This window comes from Methylomonas sp. HYX-M1, from assembly GCF_040741385.1.
Classification (GTDB): domain Bacteria; phylum Pseudomonadota; class Gammaproteobacteria; order Methylococcales; family Methylomonadaceae; genus Methylomonas; species Methylomonas rhizoryzae.
In genome coordinates, this window is record NZ_CP160405.1 from 1,768,031 (window position 1) to 1,792,516 (window position 24,486).

At 46.7% G+C, this 24,486-nt stretch carries 22 protein-coding genes; 16 read left to right on the forward strand and 6 right to left on the reverse strand.

Going from position 1 to position 24,486, the window contains the following annotated elements; all coding sequences use genetic code 11:
- The first annotated feature begins 22 nt into the window (after nucleotides 1-22).
- From AB0A83_RS08170 to rluB, 3 genes are all read left to right on the forward strand, one after another.
- Nucleotides 23-847 (forward strand): ScpA family protein, encoded by an 825-nt coding sequence (locus tag AB0A83_RS08170; RefSeq protein ID WP_150047800.1) that lies wholly within the window; start codon nucleotides 23-25, stop codon nucleotides 845-847.
- Between the two features lie 442 nt (nucleotides 848-1,289).
- Complete coding sequence (gene scpB, locus AB0A83_RS08175; protein WP_197737422.1) at nucleotides 1,290-1,952, forward strand: SMC-Scp complex subunit ScpB; 663 nt, start codon at nucleotides 1,290-1,292, stop codon at nucleotides 1,950-1,952.
- 4 nt (nucleotides 1,953-1,956) lie between these two features.
- The gene (rluB, locus tag AB0A83_RS08180) at nucleotides 1,957-2,697 is read left to right on the forward strand and encodes a 23S rRNA pseudouridine(2605) synthase RluB (RefSeq protein WP_150051858.1); all 741 of its coding nucleotides are present in this window, start codon (nucleotides 1,957-1,959) and stop codon (nucleotides 2,695-2,697) included.
- Nucleotides 2,698-2,714: 17 nt separating this feature from the next.
- Here the strand turns inward: rluB and AB0A83_RS08185 are convergent, their stop codons facing one another.
- Genes AB0A83_RS08185 through AB0A83_RS08200 form a run of 4 tightly spaced genes read right to left on the reverse strand, consistent with a single transcriptional unit; the run spans nucleotide 2,715 to nucleotide 6,419 of the window.
- Nucleotides 2,715-4,208, reverse strand: a complete 1,494-nt coding sequence (locus AB0A83_RS08185) for an oligosaccharide flippase family protein (protein ID WP_150047802.1) — start codon at nucleotides 4,206-4,208, stop codon at nucleotides 2,715-2,717.
- 6 nt (nucleotides 4,209-4,214) lie between these two features.
- Nucleotides 4,215-4,904 (reverse strand): tRNA (guanosine(46)-N7)-methyltransferase TrmB, encoded by a 690-nt coding sequence (gene trmB, locus AB0A83_RS08190; protein ID WP_150047803.1) that lies wholly within the window; start codon nucleotides 4,902-4,904, stop codon nucleotides 4,215-4,217.
- Nucleotides 4,905-4,963: 59 nt separating this feature from the next.
- Entirely contained in the window at nucleotides 4,964-5,824 is an 861-nt protein-coding gene (locus AB0A83_RS08195; protein ID WP_150047804.1) for a carbon-nitrogen hydrolase family protein, read from the reverse strand.
- Nucleotides 5,817-6,419 (reverse strand): GNAT family N-acetyltransferase, encoded by a 603-nt coding sequence (locus AB0A83_RS08200; protein ID WP_367155981.1) that lies wholly within the window; start codon nucleotides 6,417-6,419, stop codon nucleotides 5,817-5,819. The genes AB0A83_RS08195 and AB0A83_RS08200 overlap by 8 nt, the downstream gene beginning before the upstream one ends.
- A 204-nt stretch (nucleotides 6,420-6,623) precedes the next feature.
- Here AB0A83_RS08200 and AB0A83_RS08205 point away from each other — a divergent pair, with 204 nt between their 5' ends.
- Genes AB0A83_RS08205 through AB0A83_RS08220 form a run of 4 tightly spaced genes read left to right on the forward strand, consistent with a single transcriptional unit; the run spans nucleotide 6,624 to nucleotide 10,301 of the window.
- Complete coding sequence (locus tag AB0A83_RS08205) at nucleotides 6,624-7,787, forward strand: ABC transporter substrate-binding protein (RefSeq protein ID WP_150047806.1); 1,164 nt, start codon at nucleotides 6,624-6,626, stop codon at nucleotides 7,785-7,787.
- Nucleotides 7,788-7,795: 8 nt separating this feature from the next.
- Complete coding sequence (locus AB0A83_RS08210; RefSeq protein ID WP_150047807.1) at nucleotides 7,796-8,761, forward strand: PQQ-dependent catabolism-associated beta-propeller protein; 966 nt, start codon at nucleotides 7,796-7,798, stop codon at nucleotides 8,759-8,761.
- Nucleotides 8,758-9,495, forward strand: coding sequence for an ABC transporter ATP-binding protein (locus AB0A83_RS08215; RefSeq protein WP_150047808.1), 738 nt, complete (start codon nucleotides 8,758-8,760; stop codon nucleotides 9,493-9,495). Before AB0A83_RS08210 ends, AB0A83_RS08215 begins: the two co-directional genes overlap by 4 nt.
- Nucleotides 9,492-10,301, forward strand: a complete 810-nt coding sequence (locus AB0A83_RS08220) for an ABC transporter permease (protein ID WP_150047809.1) — start codon at nucleotides 9,492-9,494, stop codon at nucleotides 10,299-10,301. The genes AB0A83_RS08215 and AB0A83_RS08220 overlap by 4 nt, the downstream gene beginning before the upstream one ends.
- 13 nt (nucleotides 10,302-10,314) lie before the next feature.
- Here AB0A83_RS08220 and prsR read toward each other — a convergent pair whose 3' ends face one another.
- Together prsR and prsK are read right to left on the reverse strand one after the other, a co-directional pair.
- The gene (prsR, locus tag AB0A83_RS08225; RefSeq protein ID WP_150047810.1) at nucleotides 10,315-11,685 is read right to left on the reverse strand and encodes a PEP-CTERM-box response regulator transcription factor; all 1,371 of its coding nucleotides are present in this window, start codon (nucleotides 11,683-11,685) and stop codon (nucleotides 10,315-10,317) included.
- Nucleotides 11,685-13,760 carry an XrtA/PEP-CTERM system histidine kinase PrsK gene (prsK, locus tag AB0A83_RS08230; protein ID WP_367155982.1) on the reverse strand — a complete coding sequence of 692 codons (2,076 nt, stop codon included), beginning with the start codon at nucleotides 13,758-13,760 and terminating at the stop codon, nucleotides 11,685-11,687. Before prsK ends, prsR begins: the two co-directional genes overlap by 1 nt.
- 109 nt (nucleotides 13,761-13,869) lie before the next feature.
- Here prsK and AB0A83_RS08235 point away from each other — a divergent pair, with 109 nt between their 5' ends.
- The 9 genes from AB0A83_RS08235 to wecB all read left to right on the forward strand — a co-directional run bounded on the left by AB0A83_RS08235 (nucleotide 13,870) and on the right by wecB (nucleotide 24,478).
- Nucleotides 13,870-14,343 (forward strand): Crp/Fnr family transcriptional regulator, encoded by a 474-nt coding sequence (locus AB0A83_RS08235; protein WP_150047812.1) that lies wholly within the window; start codon nucleotides 13,870-13,872, stop codon nucleotides 14,341-14,343.
- Between the two features lie 27 nt (nucleotides 14,344-14,370).
- Nucleotides 14,371-15,111, forward strand: coding sequence for a PEP-CTERM/exosortase system-associated acyltransferase (locus AB0A83_RS08240; RefSeq protein ID WP_150047813.1), 741 nt, complete (start codon nucleotides 14,371-14,373; stop codon nucleotides 15,109-15,111).
- Nucleotides 15,112-15,182: 71 nt separating this feature from the next.
- Nucleotides 15,183-17,585 carry a tetratricopeptide repeat protein gene (locus AB0A83_RS08245; RefSeq protein WP_232056818.1) on the forward strand — a complete coding sequence of 801 codons (2,403 nt, stop codon included), beginning with the start codon at nucleotides 15,183-15,185 and terminating at the stop codon, nucleotides 17,583-17,585.
- Nucleotides 17,586-17,622: 37 nt separating this feature from the next.
- Entirely contained in the window at nucleotides 17,623-18,339 is a 717-nt protein-coding gene (locus AB0A83_RS08250) for a polysaccharide biosynthesis/export family protein (RefSeq protein ID WP_367155983.1), read from the forward strand.
- 21 nt (nucleotides 18,340-18,360) lie between these two features.
- The gene (locus AB0A83_RS08255) at nucleotides 18,361-19,890 is read left to right on the forward strand and encodes an XrtA system polysaccharide chain length determinant (protein WP_150047815.1); all 1,530 of its coding nucleotides are present in this window, start codon (nucleotides 18,361-18,363) and stop codon (nucleotides 19,888-19,890) included.
- Nucleotides 19,891-19,892: 2 nt separating this feature from the next.
- Nucleotides 19,893-20,765, forward strand: a complete 873-nt coding sequence (locus AB0A83_RS08260; RefSeq protein WP_150047816.1) for an XrtA-associated tyrosine autokinase — start codon at nucleotides 19,893-19,895, stop codon at nucleotides 20,763-20,765.
- On the forward strand, nucleotides 20,737-22,323 hold the full coding sequence (locus AB0A83_RS08265) for a TIGR03016 family PEP-CTERM system-associated outer membrane protein (protein ID WP_367155984.1): 1,587 nt from the start codon (nucleotides 20,737-20,739) through the stop codon (nucleotides 22,321-22,323). Before AB0A83_RS08260 ends, AB0A83_RS08265 begins: the two co-directional genes overlap by 29 nt.
- Nucleotides 22,324-22,329: 6 nt before the next feature.
- Nucleotides 22,330-23,355: an XrtA/PEP-CTERM system-associated ATPase gene (locus tag AB0A83_RS08270; RefSeq protein ID WP_367155985.1), complete on the forward strand. Its 1,026-nt coding sequence runs from the start codon at nucleotides 22,330-22,332 to the stop codon at nucleotides 23,353-23,355.
- Nucleotides 23,336-24,478 (forward strand): non-hydrolyzing UDP-N-acetylglucosamine 2-epimerase, encoded by a 1,143-nt coding sequence (wecB, locus tag AB0A83_RS08275; protein WP_367155986.1) that lies wholly within the window; start codon nucleotides 23,336-23,338, stop codon nucleotides 24,476-24,478. Before AB0A83_RS08270 ends, wecB begins: the two co-directional genes overlap by 20 nt.
- Nucleotides 24,479-24,486: the final 8 nt, after the last annotated feature.

Consider the following 24,486-nt stretch of genomic DNA (forward strand, 5'->3'; position numbering starts at 1 on the left):
GGCCGGGTTCACCGTTAACCCGATGAGCGATTCCGAACTTCAAGCCCAAGCCGAAGTGTTGTCGCCGCTGGCGCTGGTGCAAGGCCAACCGTTCGACGATTTGCCGGAGGATTTGTACATCCCGCCGGATGCGCTACGGATATTTCTGGAAACGTTCGAAGGCCCTTTGGATTTGTTGCTGTATTTAATCAGGCGGCAGAATCTGGATATTTTGGATATTCCGATTGCGCCAATCACCCGGCAATACATAGGCTACATCGAAATGATGGATAAGCTGCGCTTGGAGCTGGCCGCGGAATATTTGGTCATGGCGGCGTTGTTGGCCGAAATCAAATCCCGGATGTTGTTGCCCCGGCAACCGGAATGCGAGGAAGAGGAAGACGATCCGCGGGCGTTTTTGATACGTAAGCTACAAGAGTACGAAGCGATCAAGAAGGTCGCCGAGGCGCTGGATGAATTGCCCAGGGACGAACGCGATACTTTTCCGGCCACGGTCGACGTGTCTACCGTCAGCGTGCAGCAAGCGTTGCCGGACGTGCCGCTCGAAGAGTTGTTGTTGGCGTTTCAACAGGTATTAAAGCGCGCGGAGCGACTCAGTCATCACCATATCAGTAAAGAGCCCTTATCAGTCCGTGAACGAATGGCAACCATTTTGGAAAAACTTAACCGGCAAGATCAGCTCCCTTTCGCAGCGTGTTTTACCCGAAGTGAAGGAAAAGGCGGGGTGGTTGTCGCGTTTCTTGCCGTCCTCGAACTCTCCAAGGAGCGAGTCGTCGACATCGTCCAGCCTGAACCCTACGCCGGAATTTTCGTCAGACTCCGGGTCGATAGCAGCAGCGGCGACTGAAGTCGAGTTTGAACAGCGTTCGGAATTGTATGAGCCTGTCGAAACCAAGCCTGCAACGCGAAAACCTCGCGCCAGATCCAGGACAGCAAAGCCGACGCTCAAACAGCGCCACCCGGTTGTCAGATTTCCGCGTCAGTGGCCTAAAGCGCTGCATCGCCAGCCGCCGGCGCGGCTGGTCACTACCGCGCGGGTTCGGCGACAGACGGTGCGCATACCGCGTGCATGCGCACCGGCAATCCGCAACAGCGCGGTTATTGCCGCAAAACCGGAGTCCAAGCGGCGCAACAGGGTGGTCAGATTGCCTCGCCAATGGCAAAAGAGCTTGCATCGCGCGCCTCCTGCACGTGTTGAGGCGGCGATTCGAACTAGCGCGGTTGAAATGGATGTTAGCGGAAATCGAGGCGTGCCGGGTTTTGTCTCCGTGTCAGCGCGGAAGTGCGACGTGAACACCAAGCGCATCGTGGAGGCGATATTGTTTGCCGCCAACAAACCCTTGACTATTCGGCAAATTCAGGACGCGTTTCCGGAGCTGGAACGGCCGGATACCTTGGAAATACAGACCGCTCTGGAAACGATAGCGCAGGATTATCAAACCCGGCCGATAGGCTTGAAACAGCTGGCTAGCGGTTATCGCTTCCAGATCCGCGAAGGTTTGGCGCCCTGGGTGACGCGCTTGTTCGAAGAAAAGCCGGCCCGATATTCCCGAGCCTTGTTGGAAACCTTATCCATCATTGCTTATCGGCAACCCGTCACCCGCGGCGAAATTGAAGACATTCGCGGAGTCAGTGTCAGCAGCTCCATTGTGCAAACCTTGCTGGAACGGGAATGGATACGCGTGATCGCCCATAAGGAAGTACCGGGCCGGCCGGCCTTATACGGTACGACTAAACAGTTTTTGGACTATTTTAATTTGACGTCGCTAAGCGAACTGCCGCCTTTGGAAGAAGTCGGCAGTTTGGATTTCGGCGACTCAGCAGCCACTCAGGAAGCCAGTGAAAGACCGCAAACCGAATTCGCCCAAGTCTCCGTCTTATCCTCCGACCAACCGGAAGCCGAACCCGAATCGCAAGCCCAAATCGGCGCCGAACGTCGGACACTCCACTAACACGATAGCCGGCGGCGAACGCATTCAAAAATTGCTGTCGCGGGCCGGGATCGGCTCGCGGCGGGAAATCGAACGCTGGATAGAAGAAGGCAAGTTGCTAGTGAACGGCGTTCAGATTAAACCGGGCTACCGGTTGCAGGCCGGAGATAGATTGCAGATCAATGGCCGCATCGTCAAATGGGAAAAATACGCCGAGCAGCCGACCCGGGTGTTGGTGTACCACAAACCGTTGGGGGAATTGGTTACCCGGCGGGACCCGGAGGGCCGGCCGGTGATTTTTACCCAATTGCCGCGCTTGCCGGTGGGGCGCTGGATTGCGGTGGGACGTTTGGATATCAATACCTCCGGTTTGATTTTAGTCACCAATAACGGCGAATTGGCTAACCGGTTGATGCACCCGGCCCGGCAAGTGGAACGCGAATACGCCGTGCGCATTTTAGGCGAAGTCGACCAGGCCATGATGGAGCGGTTGAAATCCGGCGTGGAATTGGACGATGGCCCGGGCCGTTTCGACGAGGTGCGGTTTTATGCCGGAGAAGGGGCCAACAAATGGTTTTACGTGACGGTCAAACAAGGGCGTAACCGTTTGGTGCGGCGCTTGTGGGAATCGCAAGGCGTCAAAGTCAGCCGCTTGATTCGGGTGCGCTATGGCGACATTACCTTGCCGGAACGGATTAGGGCGCACTCGTTTTACGAGCTGGAGGAACCGGAATTGAGCATGCTGATGCAATCGGTGGATCTCTAGTTGCCAGTGGCCTTTTTCTATTGGGCGGGCGGATGCGACAGCGGTTTTTTCCGTAACGCTTTAATCTCGAACAGATAAGCCAGCCCTACATAAGCCGTTAGACCCATTGCACCGCTTAACCAAGGGGCGATAGCCGTATGGTCGATCAGCTGCAGGTGGGCAAAATAAAGGCCTATGCCTAAACCGCTGTAGGCGCCGATTGCGGCTAGCGGGTAAGGTATCGGGTAATACAGCCGGCCCAGCAGCCAAGACAGGCACACCATAAAGGCATAGCAGGCCAAGGTCGCCCAAGCCGAGCCGACATAGCCCCACAGCGGAATCCAATACCAGTTGAGCAACGCGGTCAGCGCGGCGCCGGCCATGGCGACCCAGGCACCCAGGCCGGTGCGGTCGCTGAGTTTGTACCAAACGGAGAGATTGACGTACACGCCCAATAACAAATTTGCCAACAGCAATATGGGCACTACCGCTAATCCGCTCCGAAATTCGGGACCGATGAAATACTTGAAAAAGTCGAGGAACAGCGTCACCGCTAAAAAGATCAACAGGCCGGCGATGACGAAATAGCGCAATACCAAGGCATAGCTGCGTTGTGCGTCTTCCCGGCCGGCGTAAGCGAAAAAAAACGGTTCGCCGGCATAGCGAAAAGCCTGCACGAATAAACTCATCAAGATCGACAATTTGTAGCAGGCGCCGTAAATGCCGAGCATTTTCAAATTGGTGTTCAGGTCATAAGGCAACAACAGTTTCAAAATGGCGCGGTCCAGCATTTCGTTGACCATGCCGGCCAAACCTATCGCCACCATGGGTAAGGAGTATCGGGTGAGCGGTAATGCGATCCCGGCCTGTACATTCACGGGCACTCGGCGAAACTGGGGGAGCAATAACAAAAACTTAAAGGTACTGGCGGCCAGATTGGCCAGAAAGATATAGCCGACGCCCAACTTCGGGTTGTAGTAAGCCGAAAACCCGTTGTCCGGCCACAGCGTTATCAACTTAGGACAAAGCAGCAGAAAAAACAGGTTCAAGCCTATGGTAACGGCAATTTCCGCCAAGCGTATTCCCGCGAAGCGCCAGGCCCGGTTCTCGGCCCGCAAACGGGCGAACGGTAGCGCGGTAACCGCGTCTACCGCCAAGATCACGCTAAACCACAGCAAATATTCCGGGTGATCGGAGTAGCCTAAAGTTTGGGCAATGCTTGGAAGGTAGCAATATACGCCGAGTACGAACAGTAAGTTGGCGACGACGATTAAACTCAAGGCATTGGCGTATACAGCCTCGCCGGCGAATTCCGGTTTTTGCCGAAAGCGGAAATAACCGGTTTCCAGGCCGAATACCAGTAATACGGCGAAAAAGCCGGCATAGGCGTAAAGCTCCGATACCACGCCGTATTCGCTCGCGCTAAAGGTATAGGTGTAAAGCGGGACCAGCAGATAATTGAGAAAGCGGCCGACGATGCTGCTCAGCCCGTATATCGCGGTTTGCGATGCTAATTTTTTTAAGACGCTCAAGGCCGCTTACTTTTTGATAAAAATCAAATCCCACACGCCGTGCCCCAACTTCAAGCCGCGGTTTTCGAATTTGGTCAAGGGCCGGTAATCCGGGCGCGGGCAATAGTCGCCGCCGGGGCTGGCGTTTTTCAAGCCGGTATCGGCGCTAAGCTGGCTCAGCATGTCTTTGGCGTAATCCTGCCAGTCGGTCGCCGCATGAAAATAGCCGCCCGGGAGCAGCTTTTGGTTGAGTAAATGTATAAAACTCGGGCGGACGATGCGGCGTTTGTGGTGGCGACGTTTGTGCCAGGGGTCGGGAAAAAACAAATGTACGCCGGCCAGGCTGGCGTCGGCGATCTTTGTCTCCAAAATTTCGATTGCGTCGTGGTGGTAAATGCGAACGTTGCCGATACCGCGTTCTGCCAACAACATCATCAGGTGACCGACGCCGGGCCGGTGTACTTCTATGCCCAAATAATTCAAATGCGGGTTGGCGGCGGCCATATCGGCCAGACTGTCGCCGTTGCCGAAGCCGATTTCGACAATTAATGGCGCTTGCCGGCCGAAGCTTCGGTTTGGCTCGAATGCGCTTGTAGTGGCAAGACAGTATTTAGTCCAATGCTGTTCCAAAGCGATGCGTTGGCCGGTGGTGGCGCGGCCTTGCCGGCGGATGAAGCTGCGGATGCGTTCGGGGTCGATAATGCGTGATTCGCTCATGCTGGGTAGGTACCGCTTGCCAGCACAAGCGGTTGTATTTGAGTTGAAAAAAACTTGGATTATTGACAATCGAATTGTTTGGGCCAGTCCCGGTAATTGAATACCTGGCCTTGTTCGCGCACCGTGGCGACGGCGGATAGATCCAAGTCGGCGTATACCCATTGCACTTGGTTGTAACTCCCTATCGCCAGGATGCCGTTGTTAGGGAAGCCGCGGTCGACCGGGGTATAGACGGCGGCGGCACCGCAATTGACGTCTACCGCTTCCGACCAATCGGCATTGCCGACCAGCGAGGCTTGCGCCACGTAACATTGGTTTTCCAGCGCCCGGGCTTGGCAACCGATCCTAACCCGGTAGTAGCCGGCTTCGGTGTCGGTGCAACTGGGGACCAGGATCAACGTGGCACCGCGTTCGGCTTGCCGGCGGGCGTAATGCGGAAATTCGCTGTCGTAACATATGTTGATCGCGACCTTGCCGAACACGGTGTCGAACAGTTTGATGTCCAGACCGCGTGAGATATGCCATTGTTCGTTTTCGAACCGGGTCATGGTCAGCTTTTCCTGATAATCCACGTCGCCCTGCGGAGTAAAAAAGTAAGCGTGGTTACGGAATTCGCCGGTGGGGTGTTTGACAGGATAGGTGCCGGCTTGAATGTACACCCGGTGCTGTTCCGCCAGATCTTGGAACAGCTGCAGGAAAGCCGGCAGCAGGGTTTGCAGCGCATCCAGTTGGCCGGACAAGGAAGAGTAGACAGGTTTGGGGAACAAGGACGCCAGTTCCATGCAGGCGTATTCCGGGAATAGCAAAATATCGGCTTTATTGGCGGCGGCGTCCTCGACCCAACGGCGGGTTTTGGCTTCGAAATTGTCCCAGGTCTCTAAAAAGCTGATGTCGTATTGAGCGGTAGCGAGTTTAGGCATGGTCTTCCTTCAGCCAGAATGTCATGGGTTTGGGAGTTTCGGCGCTGTCGTCGAGATCTTTCCAGGAATAAGTGGTTTTCAGTTCCGGATGTTTGAAGTAACCGCGTTTGTTCCAGAATGCGTCCAGCGGTACATAATCCGCCGGGCGGCGCGGATGGTCGGCCGGTCGTTCCACGCAGCAGAAGGTTATGTGCTTGAAGCCGCCTAAATCTTCGGCGTGCGCTTCGCGTTGTTCGAAAAATTTCACCCCTATGCCTAGCCCTCGATAGGCTTTATTCAATACCGATTCGCCGCAATAAAACACCTCGTCCGGATGGTAGCCGTGTTCGACGAACGGCTTTTTGACTTCTTCGGTTTCGTGTTTCAGCGGAATCGCGGTGGAGGCACCGACGATGGCGTCTCCGTCGAAGGCTAACACGATCACGCTCTCCGGGCAGTCGATATAGGTTTTGAGATATTTTTTTTCGTATTCGTAATCACCGTCGTACAGATAAGGAAAGTCTCGGAACACTTCGATACGCAGCCGGGCCAGTTCCGGAATGTATTGAAGTAAGGCTTTGCCGCTGAGGCGGGTGATGCGGATGTCTTTACTCATGAGTGATTGAAGTCATTGGCTATAAAACGACAGTCCGCTACGAATTGTGGGACTGTAGTAGCATATTGTATTGCACGCGGGCGGCGCTTGCCTATGTGCAGAAAGGGAAGATTGCCTATCGGGGCGTGGGGTGTTTTACCCTAAACTTAGGGGGCGGCCGAATTTGGCGCGCGTGGTCTAATTGAACGATGGATTTGGATAGAGATGGTTAAATCAGTGGTTTTTGCAATGTTGATTGCCGGTTTTTTGATGCCGGAGCGGATTGCGGCAGCTGCCAAGCAAACGATTAAAATTGCGTATCTTTCCGAAGAAAAGGACGCGCCGCCGGCCTTGTCCAATTTGGACCCGTTCATTCAAAACAAAGGGCTGCACGGCGCGGAATTGGCGATAGCGGATAACAATACCACCGGCCAGTTTACCGGTCAGCACTATGAGTTGCAGAAGCTGATCGTGCCGGTGGGCGGTGACGTGATCAAGAGTTTCGATAGTCTGGCCGACGACGTGGCCTTCGTGGTGCTCAACCTGGATGCCCGGCATATCAACGCGTTGGCGGACGCTCCCAAAGCCCGCGAGCGCTTGTTGTTCGACGCAAGTACCAGCGATGATGCTTTACGCGGCGGCGAATGTCGTCACAACGTATTGCATTTATTGCCCAGCCGGGCCATGCGCGCCGACGCCTTGGCCCAGTACATGCTGAAAAAGCGCTGGCAGAAATGGTTTCTGGTCGTAGGCCCGGCGCCGGAAGACAATTTATATGCGGAAGCCATCAAGCGGGCCGCTAAACGATTCGGCATGAAATTGGTAGCCGAGAAAGTTTGGAGTCACGATTACGACGCGCGCCGTTCCGCCCAGTCGGACGTGCCGGTGTTTACCCAGGGCGAAGAATATGATGTGTTAGTCGTCGCCGATGAGCAAGGCTTGTTCGGCGAATATTTGGATTACCGTACCTGGTTGCCGCGGCCGGTGATAGGCACTCAAGGCTTGGTCGCGACTGCCTGGCACCGCACCCACGAGCAGTGGGGGGCAGTGCAATTGCAAAATCGATTTCTCGAAGCGGCGGGACGGCGCATGGAAGAACAGGATTACGCGGCTTATTTAGCAGTGCGGGCCATAGGTGAAGCCAGTGTGCGCAGCAAATCCAATCAGATGCCGGCGGTCAAAGATTATATGCTGTCGGATGCTTTCGCTTTACAAGGCTATAAAGGCAAGCCACTGTCTTTCCGGCGTTGGGACGGACAGTTGCGTCAACCAATTCTATTGGCTGCGCCGCGTTCTTTGGTCAGCGTAGCGCCTATCGAAGGTTTTTTACACCCCGTTACCGAACTGGATACCCTGGGTTACGATCAACCCGAAACCAACTGCCACTAGGAAGACCTATGTTGAAATTAAGCTGTATCGTTTGGCCGCTGGCGCTGTGTTGCGCCGGTATCGCTCATGCCGAAACCGTGTTTGTTACCTTGGAAAAAGATAATGCTATTGCCATTGTCGATCCCGCCGAGGGCAAATTGCTGAAGACTGTGGATGTCGGGCAACGTCCGCGCGGAATAGCGCTTGGCCAGGACGGCAAGTCGTTGTTTGTGGCGACTAGCGACGACGATACCATCAAGATCATAGATGCCGATACGTTGAAAGAGACCGGCCGTTTGCCTTCCGGCGAAGACCCGGAAACTTTTGCCTTGAGTGCTGACGGCAAAACCATGTACGTATCCAACGAAGATGACAGTGCGGTTACCGTGATCGATTTGGCGACGAAAAAAGCCGTTCGGCAAATCAAGGTTGGGGTGGAACCGGAAGGGATAACGGTCAGCCCGGACAACCAATGGGCTGTGAGCGCTTCCGAAACTACCAATATGCTGCACTGGATAGACACCAAAAGCGGCAATATCGTCGAAAATAGCTTGGTCGATCCGCGCCCGCGCGCTGTGACTTTTACCGCCGATAGTCAGCAGCTGTGGGCGACTTCGGAAATGGCCGGTACCGTCACCGTCATAGACGTCGCCGACAAGCAAAATCTGCGGACGTTGCTATTGGACGTGCAAGGGGTGAGTTCCGATTTGATCCAGCCGGTCGGTGTCGTAGTAGATAAACAACGCCGTTACGCGTATATCGCGTTGGGGCCGGCCAACCGGGTAGCGGTGGTCAATGCACAAACCTTGAAGGTGGAAAAATATTTGCTGGTAGGCCAGCGGGTATGGAATCTGGCATTTTCGCCCGACGAAAAGCGCCTTTACACCACTAACGGAGTTAGCAACGATATTTCCATCATCGATCTGGAAGAACACAAGGTGACCAAATCGATAGCCGTGGGCCGTTATCCTTGGGGCGTTGCGGTAAAGCCATGACCGAATTCGCATTGAAAGTAGAGGGCTTGAGTTTTGCCTACGGCGCAAAAAAAGCCCTGGATGAGGTCTATTTTTCCGTGCAAGCGGGCGAATGCGCCATTCTATTGGGGCCGAACGGCGCCGGTAAAAGCACCTTGTTTTCCCTGATTACCCGCTTGTACGACAGTCGGGAAGGCCGTATCGCGATATGCGGTTTCGATGTCAAAAAGCAAAGCCGCTTGGCCTTGGCCCAATTGGGAGTGGTGTTTCAACAGACCACCTTGGATCCTGATTTGTCGGTGATGCAAAATTTGCGCTATCACGCCGCATTGCACGGCATCGGCCGGAGAGTGGCCGACAAGCGGATACAGGAAGAATTGGAGCGGTTGCAGATGTTCGAAAGGCGTAAGGAAAAAGTGCGTCAGTTAAACGGTGGGCATAAACGCCGGGTCGAAATTGCCCGGGCTTTACTGCATCAACCCAGCGTATTACTTTTGGACGAACCGACAGTGGGCCTGGATGTGCCCAGTCGCCAGGCTATCGTCGAGCATGTGCATCAGTTGGTCAAACGGCAGCGTTTGGCCGTATTGTGGGCCACTCATCTGATAGACGAGATCGCGGAGGAGGACAGTTTGATCGTATTGCATCGAGGCCGGATCAAAGCCGGCGGCCCCCTGAAATCGGTCTTGGAAACGGCCGGATGTAGTAACGTCGGCGAGGCGTTTCGAAAACTGACCCAAGGAGCGGCAGCATGAGGCTGATGCATTATTGGCGGGCGATGCTTGGCATTATCGGCCGGGAATTATTGCGGTTTTTGCATCAACGGGAGCGTTTCGTTTCCGCTTTGGTACGGCCATTGGTTTGGTTATTCGTATTTGCGGCCGGTTTTCGTGCCGCTTTGGGGATAGCCATTACCCCGCCATACGAAACGTATATTTTGTACGAAGTCTATATCACGCCGGGGCTAATCGGCATGATCCAGCTATTTAACGGCATGCAAAGCTCTTTATCGATGGTTTACGACCGCGAGATGGGCAGTATGCGCATGTTGATGGTGTGTCCGTTGCCGCGCTGGTTTTTGCTGCTCAGCAAACTGATTGCCGGTACTGCAGTATCGGTGTTGCAAGTGTATGCGTTTTTGGGGATAGCGTGGCTGTACGAAATACAGGCACCCCTCATGGGCTATTTGTGGATTGTGCCGGCGTTGATGTTGTCCGGCATGATGTTGGGTGCGCTGGGTTTGTTGTTGTCGTCGTTTATTAAGCAACTGGAAAACTTTGCCGGGGTCATGAACTTCGTCATTTTTCCGATGTTCTTTATGTCCACCGCATTGTATCCGCTATGGAAAATCAAGGAATCCAGCGAGTTGCTGTATCAATTGGCGCAGTACAACCCGTTTTCGCAAGCCGTGGAGCTAATCCGTTTCGCCTTATATGAGCAATACAACCAGGAGGCTTTGCTTTACACGGCAGCCGCGTTTTTGCTATTCATCAGTGCGGCTATCGTGGGATATAACCCGTCCAAGGGCATGATGGTCAAAAAAGGCGGCGGCGGAGATTGACGGCGCGCAGTACTTATTCCCCGTCTTGCGGTTTAACCGCGTCCTGAATACCGTGTTTACCCAAAAGACTGTACAAAGTTGGCCGGGTGATGCCCAACAAGCGGGAGGCTTCGGCGATATTATTGTCGCTGTAGTGCAAAGCCCGTTTGATAGCTATCGCTTCGGCAGTTTCCCGAACCGTCTTAAGATTCAGCGGCATGGAATTGTCGGTTTGCGCTTGGATTTCCAAGTCTTCCAGCGATACCACGTTGGAATCGGACATGATCACGGCGCGCTTCAGTTTGTTTTCCATTTCCCGTATGTTGCCGGGCCAACCATAGCTTTCCAGAGCTTTGGCTGCTTCGTGAGAAAAGCGTTTTTCTTTGCAGTTGTATTGTTTGCAATAGCGTTGCAGCAAGGCGTTACCGATGGCCAATATATCGCCTTCGCGCTGACGTAGCGGAGGAATTTCTACGGTAATTTCGCTGACCCGGTAATACAAATCGCTCCTAAAGGCTTGCTGATCGATCAATTCCTGCAGGTTTCTATGGGTGGCGCAGATGATGCGGACGTCGACGGGAATCTCTTTGCGGCCTCCTAAGCGTTCCAGTACCCGTTCCTGGATAAACCGTAATAATTTAGCTTGCAGCGAAAAGGGTAAATCGCCGATTTCGTCCAGAAAAAAAGTCCCTCCTTGCGCATATTCGATTTTACCTTTCGTTTGAGCCACGGCGCCGGTAAACGCACCTTTTTCGTATCCGAATAATTCGCTTTCCAGTAAGGATTCCGGGATCGCCGCGCAATTGACCGCGACGAAGGGTTGGCCAGCTCGATTACTGTAGTTGTGTATCGCTTTGGCCAATACTTCCTTGCCGGTGCCGCTTTCACCGTGCAACAACACGGTTGCTTGTGTCGGGGCAACCCGTTCTATCATACGCATGACGCTGAGCATCTGCGGGCTGGTGGCGATGACACCGGAGGACGAGAACTGTTGCTGCTGCAGGTTTTTATAGTCCTTTTCCAATTCGGCCAAGTGAAAAGCGCGGCTGATAATCAGATTCAATTCGTCCGGCTCCACCGGTTTTTGATAAAAATCGTATGCGCCCAGTGCGATGGCTTCTATCGCATGGGTTCGGTCGTCATTGCCGGTTACCACGATTATTTTAGTTTCGGGCGCTAGCGACAATATTTCCTTTAACGTGGCCAGACCTTCGCTAGCGTTGGTTGGATCGGGCGGCAAGCCTAAATCCAGGGTTACAACCAACGGGGTATGGCGCCTGAGCGCAGCGATTGCTTCCGTGCGATTGTTGGCGATGATGATTTCGTATTGGTCCAAGCTCCATTTCAATTGTTTTTGTAAACCCGGATCGTCTTCGACGACAAGTAGTAGATTGGATTGACTCATTAGGTTCCCGAATGTGCCAGTGGTAAAAGCAAAGTAATGGTCGTCCCTTGTCGAGGTTGGCTTTCGACTTCGAATTTGCCCTGCATGCTGCGTTGTACATAATCGCGGGCTTCGTATACGCCTATCCCCATGCCGGCGTTGCCTTTTGTGGTATCGAAAGGTTTAAACAGACGCTCGGCGATAAAAGTAGCGTCCATGCCAATTCCATTGTCGATGATCTTTATTACAGCATATTCATGCTGCCGAGTTAACAGGAGTTTGACATATCCATTTTCGGTCTGGCTGGTGGCGTCCTGAGCGTTTTGAATCAAATTGGTCAAAATGCTGGTTAATTTGGTGGGATCGGTTTTGATAGCGCAGTGATTGGTCAATATTTCGACCTGCAAAGGCGGACTGCCTTTGTGATGGCGCTGAATATTTTGGATGACGTCGGTTAAATTAATCACGGATGCTTTTGTGGGGCCTGACTTGCCTTGCCGCAGTTGGTCGACGATGTGCTGCATTTTCGAAACGACGTGCGTCAGCGTTTCCAGGGTATCATCGAAGAACTCGGGATTGTGCTTATGTTTGCCGGCGTTTTTTACGATCAACGCAATCTGCGCAGTCACGTTTTTTAGATCGTGCACCAGAAAGGCGGATAAGCGATGGTAAGCCTCGAATTGGCGGCTACTGGCCAAGGATTCGCTGGCGCGGTGCAAGGCGACAGCGTTAGCCAGTTGCATGCCTACGGTTCTCAACAAATCGTGATCTTCCCAATTTAATTTGCGGGCTACTCGTGGCTGGGTCAATATCACAAACGCTTCCAGGTGATTAAGGTAAAACAAGGGTACGATTAACCAAACTTGACTGTCTTCGTAGCACCAAGGCGAGAGATCGATGTCGTCATATACTTCCGGTGCGTGCGCTAATTCGATGAAGTCAATGACCCATTGTTTTTTGGCCAGGTAGTCCGGTAAATCGTGGCCGTGCTTTAAATATTCGACTTCTTGTGGCGTTAAATGCAGGTTCTGCTGCGCCGCTAAAAAAAAATTGCCTTGTTCGTCGCGTAGCCATAAGCCGCCGCCGCTGCTTTCCACCAAATCCATTAGGGTGGACACGATAAAATGTTTCAACTCGTCGACAGAGGTGTGTCTAGCAAGCGCTTTACTGATCTTAAGCCATTCTTCACGATAATCGTAGCTGTAGTGAAAAAAATGCTTGCCAAAATAGACCTTGGCTAATGCCCGTACTTTGCCCGACGAAAAGGTGATCACCAACAGCATTAGTGCCAAAAAAACGAAGATAGATTGGGCGGTTTCTCCCCATTCTTCGTTAAATTCTCTGAGGTAATAGCCGGTGATGGACATCAACAACAGATAAATGCCGCATCCGAACAAGATTGTGGTGTAAAAAACAGTCTTTCTAGGAGTGTGTTGGCTTGCGTCGATCTGTAATGATTCCAGGCGTGATAGCGAAACCGCTAAAAACGGTACTAATAATGCGTGTATTAAGCCGCGCGATTGCCACAGGGAGATATCCAGGCGCTTATACAGTAACGATTTGCTGTAGATGACCAAATCGACAGCAAACATTGCTCCCATGCATAAGCACAGAAATTTTACATGCCAGCGCTGATTTAGCGGTGTATTTCGATAGAGTTGTTCGCTTAGAATAAGACCTAGCACTGCGAAAACGACGTGAGCTACGAAGCGGGGATCGGTGTCGGTCAAACCAATGACAAAACCCAAGAGTCTGGGAAAAGTCTCTATACTAATCACGGAAGCTGTGTATAGGCCGAAAATTAGACTAGGTTTGGAGAACAACACGAGTGCCGTGCGGTTTTGCTTATGTCTAACCAGTAGCAAGGTCAATACGTAAAGCCACGCGACACTCCGCAACGTTTCGAAAACCAGGGTGTCTGCGAGAAAGGAGGGATTGCTTTTTGCCGTCAACGCCACGTCGATGCTCCAGCAAAGCGAAATCAATGCGGCAAGGGCGATTGCGAGAAGGCGATTTCTTCTAAAGCTGGCAAGTAGGAATAGAAAAAAGTAAGCAATAGAGCTAATTATGTAGCTTGTAAAAAGTAAGTGATCCATTAACAGAATTTGAGTTGTCGACAGTTCCTACAAAACTTTAATATGTAAATAGTATAGCTGTAAGTTTTCCGTGGTAAGGTTTGTCTAATTTATTAGGTGATGTTCGGCTATGAAGGAAATCCTAGACGAAATATTGAATACCCCGCAATTTTCGGAGGGCTCCGCTTGGAAGCGGCGTCTCTATAAAGCGGGTGAAAAAATTATAGACAAAGGAGAGGTTGGAAACTCTTTTTTTATGATCGAGAGTGGTCAGGTGCGCGTGCTAGGCGGTGCTGAAATTGATGGAAACATTAGAGTTACTCCCGGGCTTTGCGATCTAGGCAAAGGAGCAATTTTTGGAGACATCTGCCTATACGGTTCACACAAAAGGATCGCTTCCGTTGCGGCATTGACGGATGCTTGTATTCTGGATATTCGTAGTGACATGTTGAGTATCTATTTAGACGATCACCCCGTCCAAGGCTATTTGTTTTTGAAAGCTTTGTTCGAAATTATGGCTAGTCGGCTTGAATTGGCAAATGAAAGAATTGAAAGGCTTTTAGCATGGGGTATCAAAGCGCATGATATCGATAAATACCTTTGAATTATCTAAAACTGGAAGAGTTGCCTGATGAGTGAAGAAGCCAATCAAAAATTGGTTGAAAATTTCGAGCACTATTTTCGAATAGTTTTAGCCAGCAGCCAAGCCGAAAAAGATCAGGTATATGGAATTAGATATAGAGTGTATTGTGAAGAGTTTAAATACGAAGCGCTAGACTTGTTTCCTGATAGGCTGGAAGTTGACGAATACGATCCGTATTCAAAGCATTGCCTTATTATCCATAGAAATTCCAATTTACCCGCCGGCTGTGTGCGGTTAGTGCCGGCGATGGGAGAGACTGAATTGGCACCGCTGCCCCTGGAAAAGTATTGCAATAACAGTATCGATCATGAGCAAGTAGCCAGATTGAATCTAAAACGTGACACAGTTTGCGAAATTTCACGATTGGCTGTCGATACCGCATTCAGAAGAAGAACCGGTGAGTCGCTAACCAGATTTGGCGAGCTAAACGGATTACATTTTTCTCCTCAAGAACAGCGCACGTTTTCACTGATTGCGGTCGCGTGTTTCCTGGCGGCTACAGCGTTAACGGAATTAGACGGGAGAACGAATGTGTTCGCGATGATGGAGCCATTCCTACCGCGACTGATGCATAGATCGGGTATAGATTTCCATAGAGTGGGAAGAGATGTAGATTATCATGGTATCCGGGCCCCGTATTTTATCACGACTCAATCTGCGCTTGAAAATATGGACGAAAATTTACGAGAGTTATATAAATGGATAAAAGTTAGTTTGGAGAATACTTGATTTTAATAATCATGGTTAATGAATTTATTGCAATTTAATCGGAATAATTGTTTAGGAATTTGGTGCTAAACGTGATTGATAGGTATAACAATAAAAAACTGCTCCAAGCATTAATCTTAAGTGCGATGATGGGATGCGAATCAGCTGACGAGCAAGCTGCTCGCCATCTCGAAAAAGGTAAGGATTTGCTTGCAAAAGGAAACTACGATCAGGCGATTCTTGAGCTAAAGTCGTCTAATCAGGCAAATGATAAGAGAGGCGAGACATATTATTATATGGCATTATTGGACGAGAAAAATAAAAATTTCAAGTCTATGAAGGAGAATTTGATCAAGGTTGTCGAATTAGAGCCTGATAATTTAGAGGCTATAAAAAAACTAAGCAAGCTGCATTTGTTATTCGGTGAGTTTGATAAAGCACTTAAGCAAGCGGAATATCTGTTGGAAAAGAACGCAGCAGACGAAGAAGCGAATTTATTGAAGGCATCTGCGTACGTTAAGACCGGAAAAAAAGTTGAGGCATTGACTTTAATTGATAAAGTACTTCAGGGAAATCAAAAAAGCATAGATGCCCTATCTTTAAAATCTGCACTCAAATATGAGGAAGGAAATGTCGATCAAGCGTTATCGTTAGTGGATAACGCATTGAGTATAGAAGAAAAAAACATCCCATTAAGAATTTTTAAAATAAAAATAAATGCAAAAAATAATAATATATCAGGTGTTATTGATGATTATAAGAAGTTAATAGAGTTATATCCGGATGTTGATAATTTTAAATTGAGTTTGGCATCCATATATGCAATGCAAGATAAGGTGGATATGGCAGAGGGTTTGCTACGTAGTATGTTGGCAAATCAGCCGCAAAAAGTGGAGCCGAAACTGATATTATTAGAATTTATCAATGCGAAAAATAAATCCAGGCTGGAAAGCGAGTTTTATTCGTTATTGGATAGCTCTAAAGAAAATCCTCAAACAATATTGGAACTATCTAAATGGATGTTGGCTAATGGTAATTTGGAACAAGCAAAAAAAGGTTTACAGATAGTCATAGATGGTAAAAATAATGGTAAAGCCGCCTTAAGCGCTATGGCGATACTTGCTGATTTGGAATTGAGTAAACAGGATTATGTTTCGGCAGAAAAGAATATCGAAAATATTCTTTTGGCAGATCCGGATTTTTTAGAAGCAAATTTGTTAAAAGCGAAATTTTTTCTGCTGAAAAAAGAGCCTGATAAAGCAATAGAGTTATTAAATAAGTTAACCTGGTCGAAAAACGATTCCGATGCGGCATTTGCTTTGATGGGGCAGGCTTATCAATTTAAAAAAGATAGAAAACAGGCTGATCAAAATTTCAAACGAGCTTTGGAGTTAAATCCGGCGAATATGCAAGCATTTGCTCCGGTATATAACGGATATTTGCAAGCGAATCAGTTTGAAAACGCACGCTTGTATTTAGATAAAGCTTTAAAGTCGAAGCCGAATCAATCGGTATTTTTAACTAATAAAGCGGAACTGGATATTCAAGAAAAAAAATGGGACGATGCACAAGATACGGTGCAAAAGCTAGGTTTATTTTCTAAAAATAAGGCTATACCATTATATTTGCAAGCTAACATATTACAAGGAAAAAGTAATTATAAAGCTGCGATAGAGTTGTATCAGAAATTGTTATCCGATTATCCTGGACATGTTAACTCAATGGTTAACTTAGTAAAGTGTTATGAAGCGTTAAAGCAAACAGATCAGGCTATTGTATTTTTAGAATCGCATTACAATAAAAATAGGTCGAATTTAGCTACGGTTGGGGTATTGGCTGACCTGTATGCGGCAAATAATAATTTAAATAAAGCCAAGCAGCTTTTATTGCTGCAGCTTAAAGAAACTCCGGATAAATCAGCTTCGGTCTATTTGGCACTAGCTAAAGTGGAAGCCGCGCTGCAAAAAGACGTAGAAAGTGCAAAACAAGTGTATATTAAAGGATTAGAGGAAAATCCCGGAGATTTACAATTATCTATGGCTTTAGCCGGTCTTTATGAGCAAACCGGTAAAATTAACGAAGCAATACAACTTTACCGAAATATAGTAGATAAAAATCCTGATACCTTACTAGCGATAAATAATCTTGCAGCATTATTGCTGGAATCAAGTAATGATAGCGATTTGGCCATGGGTCTACAGTTAGGCGAGAAGCTAAAAGATTTCGATAATGTGTATTTCCAAGATACTTATGCTTGGTCTCTCATTAAAAATGGCAGGAATAAAGAGGGTCTTACGATTTTGGAGTCATTGATCGTGAGGGCTCCTAAAATTCCCGATATGCACTATCATTTGGCGATTGCTCAATTGAATGCCGGAAATAAAGCAACAGCGATAATTGAGCTTAAACAAGCTATTAGTTTGGCTGATAAGTATAAGACTGGTTTTGCGATAAAAAATCAAGCGTTAAAGTTATTGAGCGAATTAAAAAACTAGTTACGATTAAGTAAGGATAGGGTTTTGGTGCAACATTATGATGTATAAGAATATTTTTTTTATAGTAATTTTGGTTTGTTTTTCTTTTGGATGCTCGCCCCCGTTATTAGAAGATTTAAAACAATCTTCAGATTATACCTATCAAATTGGGCCCGGAGACGGCCTGAATATTTTTGTCTGGGGTAATCCGGAGCTGACTACTATAGCCAGCGTTCGGCCTGATGGAAAAATTACCGTTCCCTTAGTGGAAGAGCTTTTGGCGAGTGGTAAAACTCCATATCAGTTAGCGAGAGACATCGAAAAGGTTTTAGCGACATATGTGAAAAGTCCGCAAGTTGTCGTAATGGTTTCGGAGTTTAAAGGGGTAAGGGATCAACAAATACGCGTAATAGGCAGAATTGGTGGCGGTGTTGGCGGAGGTGGTTCCGGCAATAGTTCAACGGGTGGTGGGTCTCTTGGCGGCAGCGGATCTACAGGAGGAGGAAGTGTAGGTGGGTCCAGATCCGGTGGAATAGGTAGATATCAAGGTAAAGCAATACCTTACGAACGAGGTATGACATTGTTGGACGTTATTATCCAGATTGGGCTAAACCAATATGCTGACGGTAATAGGTCTACGGTAATTAGGAATGTAGATGGTGAATTAAGAGCCTATCGAGTCCGGATAGATGATCTGATAGACGACGCGGATTTAACAGCGAATGTATTGATGATGCCCGGTGATATCTTAATTATCCCTGATACCTATTTTTGATTTTATTTTTTACAACTCGCGATGCAACAAGAGTTAACTGAAGTTTATTTTTACGTCAAAGGTACTTTAAAGTATAAAAGGATCGCAATTGTGCTTGCGCTTTTGGTTTGTGTGGCGGGTTGGGCATTTGTATTTCTTATGCCTGACAAGTTTGAATCAAAGGCGAAGGTGCATATAGATTCATCTACTGTTATTCGTCCTTTGATGCGAGGTATGGTAATAGATCCGGATATTTCTTCGTTGATACGTATTATTCAGCAGTTAATGTTCACTAGACCGAATTTGGAGAAAATTATCCAACTTTCCGAGCTAAAACCGGAAGCAATAAATGGTTTAATATCTAATGATTATTTGGAAGAGTTTAAAAAAGACATAACTATTTCGGCGGCTCGAGATAGAGATATATTCGATATCGGTTATGCATCTACCAATCCGGAAGTTGCACAAAGTGTCGTTCAGGCTGTATTGACAGTGTTTTCGGAACAGGCACAGGGTAAAGCGTTGGCTGATGCTAGTGATGCTCAACGGTTTATAGAGCAGCAAATTCGTGATTATGAAATACGCTTACAAGAAGCCGAAAAAGCAAAAGAAGACTTTAAACGTGCAAATATAGATTATTTGTCTGGTGAAGCCGATCAGTTTCAAATGTTAAATCAATTAAAAGAGCAATTGAATGTAGCGTTGCAAAATCTACAGCAAGCCGAAGCCAGAAGAAACGTGATTGCCGAGCAGTTAAAAACAATTCAAGAGTCTGATGAAGATTGGGGCGTAACCAATTTGTCGGAATCCGCATCTGTGGAAGATTCCCGTATTGCGGAACTAAAAAATAAAAAAACAGATCTATTAATTAAGTATACCGACAATCATCCGGATATTGTGGCTATTGATAGATTAATTGAATCACTGGAGCAAGAAAAGCTACAATCGAGTAAAAGTGAAAACGGCGAATTTGATTTAATTGGTCCTCAGAAAATGTCGAATCCATATGTGCAAACTCTGAAAATTTCGCACGATAATGCATCGGCTGATGTGGCATCAAGCCAAGCCCTTGTCGATTCTATAAAAAATAGAATTGGGCGTCTACAACAGGGGTTGAATGAGCGTCTCGCAATAGAAACGGAAATGAAGAATCTCAATAGGGATTACGAGACAATTAACTCTCAATATTCTGAACTCTTGGAACGCAGAGAGCGAGCACATATAACGGAACAAGTTGATGATCAAGCTTCTCGGTTAAAATTCAAAATTGCTGATCCACCAACAAAACCAACTAAGCCGTCAGCACCTAACCGCAAATTATTTTATTCGGTTGTACTTGCCGGCGGGATTGTAGCCGGTTTTGGTATAGCCTTCTTAATGTATTTTATTCGTCCAGTGTTTATGTCTGCTCGCCAAGTAAGAGTGGTTACAGGTTTGCCTACTTTAGGCAGTATATCTTTGACGAATGAGGCTGAGTCTAGGGCAAGAAAAATTGATTGGATATTATGGTCAACAATGACATTCATAACAGTTGGATATGCTGGAATAATGATATACGAATTTTTTAAGTAACTATGAGTATAATTGAAGACGCTTTAAAAAAAGCCAACAAGTTGGAGCTGCAAAATAGAGAGCCTATCAATAAGGTTACGGAAGATTTATCAAATAATTCCAACATTACCAAGCATACTGAAAATGCTAATCTCGAGAATAACTTTGTTAAAGTCAACTGGGATGGGTTGACTGCGGACGGATTTTTGAACGGGGTGGATACCAAATCTCAATTAGCTGAAGAATTTAGAGTAATTAAAAGACCATTAGTCAATAACATTCAAGCATCGACTGCAAATGGAATATCCAGGCCAAATTTGATTTTGGTATGTAGTAGTCTACCGGGCGAAGGGAAAACTTTTGTATCCATTAATTTGGCGCTTAGTATTGCAAATGAATTGGATAAAAGTGTACTCCTAATCGATGCGGACGTGGAAAAACCGAGTATATCTAAACATTTGGGAATAAAGCAATCACTGGGACTAATAGAATATTTAGAGAATGATAAAGTAACTTTTTCAGATATTTTTCTTAAGACAGACCTTCCTAATCTAAGCGTGATTCCAGCCGGTAAAAGGCACAAATATTCTACGGAATTATTATCTAGTCAAAGAATGTACTTGTTTGCTGAAGAAGTGAGCCGTCGTTATAACGATAGAATAGTTATTTTTGATTCGCCACCACTATTGGTAGCTACTCAGGCACAAATTTTAGCTGAATTGGTTGGACAGGTGGTGTTGGTAATTGCGGCCGAAGAAACACCGCAAAATGTAGTAAACGATTCGATTGCGAAGTTAGCGAATTGTGATGTTGTAATGACTCTTTTAAATAAAACTAAAAGAGATTTAGGATTGTATGGCTATAACTATGGTTATGGAAAATATGGACACCCATAAATTTTTTCGTATGCAAGAAATTGCAAAGTTTTTTTACTCCATACTAAGTATTACGCCCTTATCCTTTACTTTATCCAACAATGCATTGGCAGTTGATTGGTATATCCGTCCGTATCTGTCTATGTCTGAAATATTTTCCGATAACTTGAAATTGACCGACGTAAATAAGGAAGCCGGATTTGTCACTGATATTTCTCCGGGTATATCGATTAATGGTATTTCCCCTTGGAGTAATTCAAATATTAATTATAGGTTACAAGAATTATATAATGCAGGAGGAAATGACTCTTTTAGCACTAAACATCAGTTGCAAATGGATAGCTTGTTTCAGCCTGTCAGAAATACATTTTTCATTAAGACTTCCAGTGCAATTACTCAGCAAAATTTGAATAGCTCTCTTATTTCCACCGATAATATTTCCGGAGGTGGTAATAGAAGTGATGTCAAGAATTTTACTATTGCTCCCTACTTGACTCCACATTTTGGCCAATATGCAACCGGATTATTCAAAATAGAGTACAGTAAAACTACGTTTGATAATAACAACACTTTAAATATACCGAATATTGTTTCGGATACCGAAAGTTTTTCAAAACAATTCGGCCTCTCTAGTGGAAGTAAGTTTTCTCATTTGCGTTGGAATTTAAATTATTCTTCAAATGATCAGTATAGGGCTTCTGGGAATGATGTTCTATTCGAAAAGTATAATGCTAATTTGCGGTATTTTTTAAGCCGTAAGTTTAATTTATTTGCTCTAGGCGGTTATGAAAATAATCAGTTTCAGTCTTTGTCAGATATAAGTAATGGAGCGTTTTATACTATTGGAGGGCAATGGAGTCCTAGTCTTTGGTATTCTGTAGAGGCTGGTTATGGTAATAATAAACATATTACTTTAAGATTTAACCCATCTGATAATTTGACGTCTAGCGTCACTTATCAGCATAGAGAGATTGGATTAAATACGGGAAGTTCTTGGGATATATTTCTAAATTATCGAATGCAAAATGCGAATTTGATGTTGAAATATTTTCAAGATACGCTATCTATCCAACAATTAGTAATTAATCAGATTTCGTCATCCTTTTCGGAGTCCGGTAGCGTTGATAATGACACTACGGGTGATGTATTTACTATTTTTAACAACTCTGCCGTTTTGGTAGATGATGTGGTCGTTAGAAAACGAGCCGATATTTCTTGGTTATATCAGTCCGGTAAAAGTTCTTATTCAGCTACACTTTATAACGAGCGACGTCAGTATGAATCGTTAGGACAGCAGGACGATGTATACGGGGTTTCCGGTTTTTGGCGTTGGCAGTTTTTGCCTAGAATTAACCTGTATTTTAGGCCAAACTGGCAAATTGTGGACAATACGCTAACTAGCAACAACCGATATGATCTCTCTTTCGGCTTGAATCGCTCTTTCCCAATTAATTTAGGTAGGCCGTTATTGATGAATACTAAAATAGAGTTTCGCCACATTAATCAAAACTCGAGTTCAACATTGACTAATGATTATATTGAGAACCGGGCGACCGCAAATTTTGCTGTTCGCTTTTGATTTGTTATGTACGACGGTTTTTATAATCTTTCGCAAAAGCCATTCCAGCTTACTGCAGATCCGGATTTTTTCTTTCAAAGTACAGTTCATAAACGTGCCTTAGCCTACATGCAATACGGCCTTACTCAGGGAGAAGGTTTTGTGCTTGTGACGGGAGCTCCTGGTACTGGCAAAACAATTTTAGTTAAAAGTTTAACGAAAAATCTAAATAAAGATAAGTTACTTATCGGAGTAATGGTTACTTCGCAAGTCGGACCGGAAGATACGCTTAGGCTTGTAGCGTCGACATTCGGGTTTCAGTATCTGTATAACGATAAGGCTAGTTTATTGTCGAGTTTTGAGAAATTTATCGTAGAAAAAGCTCGAGAAGGTAAACGCTTACTTTTGATCGTTGATGAAGCGCAAAATTTACCGAAACAGTCGTTAGAAGAACTACGCATGTTAACCAACATTGATGTTAATGGTAGTCCGGTGTTTCAGGTATTTCTTGTCGGACAACCGGAGCTGAAGCGTACTATTTATGCAGCTGATATGGAGCAGTTAAAACAACGTATTGTTTCTACTTATCATTTAGAGCCGCTCGATCTCGAAGAAACTAAGGAATATATTTTCTTCAGGCTTCAAACTGCAGGTTGGCAAGGTAAGCCGGAGTTTCACGCAAGTGTTTTTTCCGATATTCATTCATTTTCAGAAGGTATCCCCCGCCGTATAAACACCTTATGCGATAGATTGCTGTTATTCGGCTATTTGGAAGAGTTAAGCGTTTTAGATGGGCATGCTGTTGATAAAGTCACCAGTGAAGTCAGTGAAGAAATGTTGCTGGAATCAGGGGAGTTATCCGGGGGGGGCACTGAAGAGTCCAAAGACTTATATCAAGAACTTCAGTCCGGCAGTTTGGATGAACGCCTATCTCGGTTAGAAAAACAATTACAGAAGTTGAATGATAGTATGAATAAAGAAAAAGCTCTTCTGAGAAAGGCGATATTAATTCAGCTCGATATGGATTCGGTATATGACGATAACTCACGGTGATGAGTTTATGCCCAAACCCTTGGTATGTGTGGTTGGAGCTAGGCCTAATTTCATGAAAATTGCGCCGATATTTCGGCAATTCAATTCGGTTAAACATCTTATTTCCCCCTATCTGGTTCATACGGGTCAGCATTACGACCAGAGTATGAAAGATACTTTTTTTCAGCAATTAGGTATACCGGAGCCGGATCGAGACTTAGGTGTCGGCTCCGGTACGCATGCGGTTCAAACGGCTAATGTCATGCTTGGGTTTGAGCCGGTACTGGACGATATTAAGCCTTTTGCGGTACTCGTGGTGGGTGATGTAAATTCCACGATTGCCTGTGGACTCGTTGCGGTTAAAAAGCAGATTCCATTGATTCATGTAGAAGCGGGGTTGCGCAGCTATGATAAAACAATGCCTGAAGAAATTAACAGAATATTAACGGATCAAATTTCCGACCTGTTGTTTACTACCGAACGATCTGCCGTTCATAATTTAAAACAAGAAGGCATTCAGGAGGAGCGTATATGTTTCGCCGGCAACGTTATGATCGACAGCTTGCTGGCAAATTGTCAGAAAGCCGAATCGTTAGCCGCAATTTCGGAGAAATACCAACTCCGGTTCGGGCTTGAAGAGCGAACGTTCGCGTTATTGACTTTGCATAGGCCGTCGAACGTCGACGATATTGATACACTACAACGGCTTATTTATACAGTTATTCGTATAAGTGAAGATTTGCCGGTTATTTTTCCTGTCCATCCGCGTACTCAACAAAAAATAGTCCAAGCGGGGTTGAACAATTTACTTGAAAATGCCAAGGTTTTATTATTACCGCCAGTAGGGTATTTAGAAATGCTTGGATTATTGCGGGGGGCAAAAGTCGTTCTCACCGATTCCGGAGGGCTGCAGGAAGAATCTACTGCCCTAGGTGTTCCTTGCATTACCCTGCGGGAAAATACCGAGCGGCCTGTTACGGTAGATGAAGGCACTAATACGGTGGTAGGTACGGATCCTGAAAAAATTTTAACCAGCTTTATGGATGTAATGGTAACGGGTGGAAAATCCGGTCGCATTCCGGAGTATTGGGATGGACAGGCCGCTCAACGAATTGTAGACGAAATAGTTCGACGGTATTTTTAAAGAGGTAT

Bases quoted from the DNA above. Each gene is read 5' to 3' on its own strand.
- AB0A83_RS08170 (WP_150047800.1), top strand. From the start codon at position 23: ATGAGCGATTCCGAACTTCAAGCCCAAGCCGAAGTGTTGTCGCCGCTG.
- trmB (WP_150047803.1), bottom strand. From the start codon at position 4,904: ATGAGCGAATCACGCATTATCGACCCCGAACGCATCCGCAGCTTCATC.
- AB0A83_RS08195 (WP_150047804.1), bottom strand. From the start codon at position 5,824: ATGCCTAAACTCGCTACCGCTCAATACGACATCAGCTTTTTAGAGACC.
- AB0A83_RS08200 (WP_367155981.1), bottom strand. From the start codon at position 6,419: ATGAGTAAAGACATCCGCATCACCCGCCTCAGCGGCAAAGCCTTACTT.
- AB0A83_RS08205 (WP_150047806.1), top strand. From the start codon at position 6,624: ATGGTTAAATCAGTGGTTTTTGCAATGTTGATTGCCGGTTTTTTGATG.
- AB0A83_RS08210 (WP_150047807.1), top strand. From the start codon at position 7,796: ATGTTGAAATTAAGCTGTATCGTTTGGCCGCTGGCGCTGTGTTGCGCC.
- AB0A83_RS08215 (WP_150047808.1), top strand. From the start codon at position 8,758: ATGACCGAATTCGCATTGAAAGTAGAGGGCTTGAGTTTTGCCTACGGC.
- AB0A83_RS08220 (WP_150047809.1), top strand. From the start codon at position 9,492: ATGAGGCTGATGCATTATTGGCGGGCGATGCTTGGCATTATCGGCCGG.
- prsR (WP_150047810.1), bottom strand. From the start codon at position 11,685: ATGAGTCAATCCAATCTACTACTTGTCGTCGAAGACGATCCGGGTTTA.
- prsK (WP_367155982.1), bottom strand. From the start codon at position 13,760: ATGGATCACTTACTTTTTACAAGCTACATAATTAGCTCTATTGCTTAC.
- AB0A83_RS08235 (WP_150047812.1), top strand. From the start codon at position 13,870: ATGAAGGAAATCCTAGACGAAATATTGAATACCCCGCAATTTTCGGAG.
- AB0A83_RS08240 (WP_150047813.1), top strand. From the start codon at position 14,371: ATGAGTGAAGAAGCCAATCAAAAATTGGTTGAAAATTTCGAGCACTAT.
- AB0A83_RS08250 (WP_367155983.1), top strand. From the start codon at position 17,623: ATGATGTATAAGAATATTTTTTTTATAGTAATTTTGGTTTGTTTTTCT.
- AB0A83_RS08255 (WP_150047815.1), top strand. From the start codon at position 18,361: ATGCAACAAGAGTTAACTGAAGTTTATTTTTACGTCAAAGGTACTTTA.
- AB0A83_RS08260 (WP_150047816.1), top strand. From the start codon at position 19,893: ATGAGTATAATTGAAGACGCTTTAAAAAAAGCCAACAAGTTGGAGCTG.
- AB0A83_RS08265 (WP_367155984.1), top strand. From the start codon at position 20,737: ATGGTTATGGAAAATATGGACACCCATAAATTTTTTCGTATGCAAGAA.
- AB0A83_RS08270 (WP_367155985.1), top strand. From the start codon at position 22,330: ATGTACGACGGTTTTTATAATCTTTCGCAAAAGCCATTCCAGCTTACT.
- wecB (WP_367155986.1), top strand. From the start codon at position 23,336: ATGACGATAACTCACGGTGATGAGTTTATGCCCAAACCCTTGGTATGT.